This is a genomic window from Methylovorus menthalis (assembly GCF_020523625.1).
GTDB classification, from domain to species: Bacteria; Pseudomonadota; Gammaproteobacteria; order Burkholderiales; family Methylophilaceae; genus Methylovorus; species Methylovorus menthalis.
On sequence record NZ_JAJAQH010000010.1, the window covers coordinates 1 to 5,280 of the forward strand.

Genomic DNA, 5,280 nt, shown 5'->3' on the forward strand with positions numbered 1-5,280 from the left:
GCCCGGTTTTGCCGGGTGACACTCAAGATACATAAGTGCTTAACACCTTGAATGAAACTTTGTAGAAATACCTAGATTCATTTGAGAATTAAGCCAAGCGACATACCGACCCCTTTATTGGGGTCACAAGTAATAGTTGGGAATTAAACTGAAGAGTTTGATCCTGGCTCAGATTGAACGCTGGCGGCATGCTTTACACATGCAAGTCGAACGGTAACAGAGAGAAGCTTGCTTCTCTGCTGACGAGTGGCGAACGGGTGAGTAATATATCGGAACGTACCGTATTGTGGGGGATAACTAGTCGAAAGATTAGCTAATACCGCATACGCCCTGAGGGGGAAAGTAGGGGATCTTCGGACCTTACGCAGAACGAGCGGCCGATATCTGATTAGCTAGTTGGTGGGGTAAAGGCCCACCAAGGCGACGATCAGTAGCTGGTCTGAGAGGACGACCAGCCACACTGGAACTGAGACACGGTCCAGACTCCTACGGGAGGCAGCAGTGGGGAATTTTGGACAATGGGCGAAAGCCTGATCCAGCCATGCCGCGTGAGTGAAGAAGGCCTTCGGGTTGTAAAGCTCTTTCGCAAGGAAAGAAAACTTATTCGCTAATACCGGGTGAGGATGACGGTACCTTGATAAGAAGCACCGGCTAACTACGTGCCAGCAGCCGCGGTAATACGTAGGGTGCGAGCGTTAATCGGAATTACTGGGCGTAAAGCGAGCGCAGGCGGTTTTGTAAGTCAGATGTGAAAGCCCCGGGCTCAACCTGGGAACTGCGTTTGAAACTGCAAGGCTAGAGTATGGGAGAGGGGGGTAGAATTCCACGTGTAGCAGTGAAATGCGTAGAGATGTGGAGGAATACCAATGGCGAAGGCAGCCCCCTGGCCTAATACTGACGCTCATGCTCGAAAGCGTGGGGAGCAAACAGGATTAGATACCCTGGTAGTCCACGCCCTAAACGATGTCTACTAGTTGTTGGTGGAGTAAAATCCATTAGTAACGCAGCTAACGCGTGAAGTAGACCGCCTGGGGAGTACGGTCGCAAGATTAAAACTCAAAGGAATTGACGGGGGCCCGCACAAGCGGTGGATTATGTGGATTAATTCGATGCAACGCGAAAAACCTTACCTGGCCTTGACATGCTACTAACGAAGCAGAGATGCATTAGGTGCCCGAAAGGGAAAGTAGACACAGGTGCTGCATGGCTGTCGTCAGCTCGTGTCGTGAGATGTTGGGTTAAGTCCCGCAACGAGCGCAACCCTTGCCAATAATTGCCATCATTTAGTTGGGCACTTTATTGGGACTGCCGGTGACAAACCGGAGGAAGGTGGGGATGACGTCAAGTCCTCATGGCCCTTATGGCCAGGGCTTCACACGTAATACAATGGTCGGTACAGAGGGTTGCCAACCCGCGAGGGGGAGCCAATCCCAGAAAGCCGATCGTAGTCCGGATTGCAGTCTGCAACTCGACTGCATGAAGTCGGAATCGCTAGTAATCGCGGATCAGCATGTCGCGGTGAATACGTTCCCGGGCCTTGTACACACCGCCCGTCACACCATGGGAGTGGGTTCTACCAGAAGTAGTTAGTCTAACCGCAAGGGGGACGATTACCACGGTAGGATTCATGACTGGGGTGAAGTCGTAACAAGGTAGCCGTATCGGAAGGTGCGGCTGGATCACCTCCTTTCTAGAGAAAATCCGAAGCTGCAAGCATTCACACTTATCGGTTGTTCAAGAGCACATCAAGGAATGGCCTTAGAAGGGTCTGTAGCTCAGCTGGTTAGAGCACCGTCTTGATAAGGCGGGGGTCGTTGGTTCGAGCCCAACCAGACCCACCAGATTCACCCGAGTAGGGGGATTAGCTCAGCTGGGAGAGCACCTGCTTTGCAAGCAGGGGGTCGTCGGTTCGATCCCGTCATCCTCCACCACTACCTTGATGAAGAAGTTAGAAATAAGTGCAGGTTGCTGTATTTATTTCTGGCTTTTAAAGCCGGATTGATCTTTAACAAAATGGAAGAAGTAAAGAGAACACAGGAACTTTGTGATGAGGTTCTGAGTGTTCAAATGGGTAATTGATTGCAGAAATCAAAACATTTGAACTCGTTTAGTTCGAAAGAAATAAGCGGATTCAAATAAGTTGCTTTAGAAGCAAGCCTATAGCGGACCAACTACTACTCGTTGGTCGCGAGATTTGAGTTTAAAAGGGCTCAGGTTTTAACGTTATAGGGTCAAGCGAATAAGTGCATGTGGTGGATGCCTTGGCGATTACAGGCGATGAAGGACGTGGTAGCCTGCGAAAAGTCTCGGGGAGCTGGCAAATAAGCTTTGATCCGGGAATGTCCGAATGGGGAAACCCACCCGCAAGGGTATCGCTCTCTGAATATATAGGAGAAGCGAAGCGAACCGAGTGAACTGAAACATCTAAGTAGCTCGAGGAAAAGAAATCAACCGAGATTCCGGAAGTAGTGGCGAGCGAACCCGGAAAAGCCTGTTATTTTTAGCAGACGCGATAGTAGAACGGAATGGAAAGTCCGGCCATAGCGGGTGATAGCCCCGTATACGAAATCCCGTTTGTGGAACTAGGATAACGACAAGTAGGGCGGGACACGTGAAATCCTGTCTGAACATGGGGGGACCATCCTCCAAGGCTAAATACTCGTAATCGACCGATAGTGAACCAGTACCGTGAGGGAAAGGCGAAAAGAACCCCGGGAGGGGAGTGAAATAGAACCTGAAACCGCATGCATACAAACAGTGGGAGCCTCGTAAGGGGTGACTGCGTACCTTTTGTATAATGGGTCAGCGACTTACATTCAGTAGCAAGCTTAACCGATAGGGGAGGCGTAGCGAAAGCGAGTCCGAATAGGGCGATAGTTGCTGGGTGTAGACCCGAAACCAAGTGATCTATCCATGGCCAGGATGAAGGTGCCGTAACAGGTACTGGAGGTCCGAACCCACTAATGTTGAAAAATTAGGGGATGAGCTGTGGATAGGGGTGAAAGGCTAAACAAACTTGGAAATAGCTGGTTCTCTCCGAAAACTATTTAGGTAGTGCCTCGTGTCTCACTCTTGGGGGTAGAGCACTGTTATGGCTAGGGGGCTCATAAGAGCTTACCAAACCATTGCAAACTCCGAATACCGAGAAGTGCAATCACGGGAGACAGACCATGGGTGCTAACGTCCGTGGTCAAGAGGGAAACAACCCAGACCGCCAGCTAAGGTCCCTAATGACGTGCTAAGTGGAAAACGAAGTGGGAAGGCACAGACAGCCAGGAGGTTGGCTTAGAAGCAGCCATCCTTTAAAGAAAGCGTAATAGCTCACTGGTCGAGTCGTCCCGCGCGGAAGATGTAACGGGGCTAAGCACGTAACCGAAGCTGCGGATGCATATTTATATGCATGGTAGGAGAGCGTTCTGTAGGCCTGCGAAGGTGTTCTGTGAGGAATGCTGGAGGTATCAGAAGTGCGAATGCTGACATGAGTAGCGATAAAGGGAGTGAAAAGCTCCCTCGCCGAAAGCCCAAGGTTTCCTGCGCAACGTTCATCGGCGCAGGGTGAGTCGGCCCCTAAGGTGAGGCAGAGATGCGTAGCTGATGGGAAACAGGTTAATATTCCTGTACCTCAATGTAATGCGATGTGGGGACGGAGAAGGTTAGGTCAGCCATCTGTTGGAATAGGTGGTTTAAGCGTGTAGGGAGATCCTTTAGGCAAATCCGGAGGGTCAATTCTGAGGCGTGACGACGAGTGCACTTGTGCACGAAGTGATTGATACCAAGCTTCCAAGAAAAGCCACTAAGCTTCAGTTATATTGAGACCGTACCGCAAACCGACACAGGTGGGCAGGATGAGAATTCTAAGGCGCTTGAGAGAACCCGGGAGAAGGAACTCGGCAAATTAGCACCGTAACTTCGGGAGAAGGTGCGCCCCGGTAGGTTGTAGAGATTTACTCTCGAAGGCCGATGGGGTTGCAGTGAAAAGGTGGCTGCGACTGTTTAATAAAAACACAGCACTGTGCAAACACGAAAGTGGACGTATACGGTGTGACGCCTGCCCGGTGCCGGAAGGTTAAATGATGGGGTGCAAGCTCTTGATTGAAGCCCCGGTAAACGGCGGCCGTAACTATAACGGTCCTAAGGTAGCGAAATTCCTTGTCGGGTAAGTTCCGACCCGCACGAATGGCGTAACGATGGCCACACTGTCTCCTCTCGGGACTCAGCGAAGTTGAAATGTTTGTGAAGATGCAATCTACCCGCGGCTAGACGGAAAGACCCCATGAACCTTTACTGTAGCTTTACATTGGACTTTGACAAGATTTGTGTAGGATAGGTGGGAGACTTTGAAGCAGGGACGCCAGTTCTTGTGGAGTCAACCTTGAAATACCACCCTGATGTTGTTGAGGTTCTAACCTAGGTCCATTATCTGGATCGGGGACCGTGTATGGTGGGCAGTTTGACTGGGGCGGTCTCCTCCCAAAGAGTAACGGAGGAGTGCGAAGGTAACCTAGGTACGGTCGGAAATCGTACTGATAGTGCAATGGCATAAGGTTGCTTGACTGCGAGACGGACAGGTCGAGCAGGTGCGAAAGCAGGTCATAGTGATCCGGTGGTTCTGTATGGAAGGGCCATCGCTCAACGGATAAAAGGTACTCTGGGGATAACAGGCTGATTCCTCCCAAGAGTTCATATCGACGGGGGAGTTTGGCACCTCGATGTCGGCTCATCACATCCTGGGGCTGTAGCCGGTCCCAAGGGTATGGCTGTTCGCCATTTAAAGTGGTACGTGAGCTGGGTTTAAAACGTCGTGAGACAGTTTGGTCCCTATCTGCCGTGGGCGTTGGAAGTTTGAGGGGGGCTGCTCCTAGTACGAGAGGACCGGAGTGGACGGATCTCTGGTGGACCGGTTGTCATGCCAATGGCATAGCCGGGTAGCTAAATCCGGAAGAGATAAACGCTGAAAGCATCTAAGCGTGAAACTTGCCTCAAGATGAGACTTCCCTGTGCTTTAAGCACACTAAAGAGTCGTTCGAGACCAGGACGTTGATAGGACGGATGTGGAAGTGCAGTAATGCATTAAGCTGACCGTTACTAATTGCTCGTGAGGCTTGATCCTATAACCTTGAAACTTGAGTTCAAGGTTGCTCTAAAGCGCAATCAATACGCATACTTTACTTCTTCTGTTTTTTAAAGACGCTTGTCTGAAAGGACAAGGTCAGCGTGTTCTAACGAATACGCAAAGCTTAACAGGGCTTGAATGCACCATCTCAAGCACTACCGGTTATG

Annotated in this window: 2 tRNA genes and 2 rRNA genes; all 4 read left to right on the forward strand. The window is 50.5% G+C overall.

What is annotated here, in order from left to right:
• Nucleotides 1–145 precede the first annotated feature (145 nt).
• Nucleotides 146–1,690 (forward strand): 16S ribosomal RNA (locus tag LG204_RS14055).
• Between the two features lie 74 nt (nt 1,691–1,764).
• Nucleotides 1,765–1,841: transfer RNA gene (locus LG204_RS14060), tRNA-Ile, on the forward strand.
• 14 nt (nt 1,842–1,855) lie between these two features.
• A tRNA-Ala gene (locus LG204_RS14065) sits at nt 1,856–1,931 on the forward strand.
• Between the two features lie 298 nt (nt 1,932–2,229).
• Nucleotides 2,230–5,110 (forward strand): 23S ribosomal RNA (locus LG204_RS14070).
• Together the 16S and 23S rRNA genes with 2 tRNA genes alongside form the textbook arrangement of a ribosomal RNA operon.
• Nucleotides 5,111–5,280: the final 170 nt, after the last annotated feature.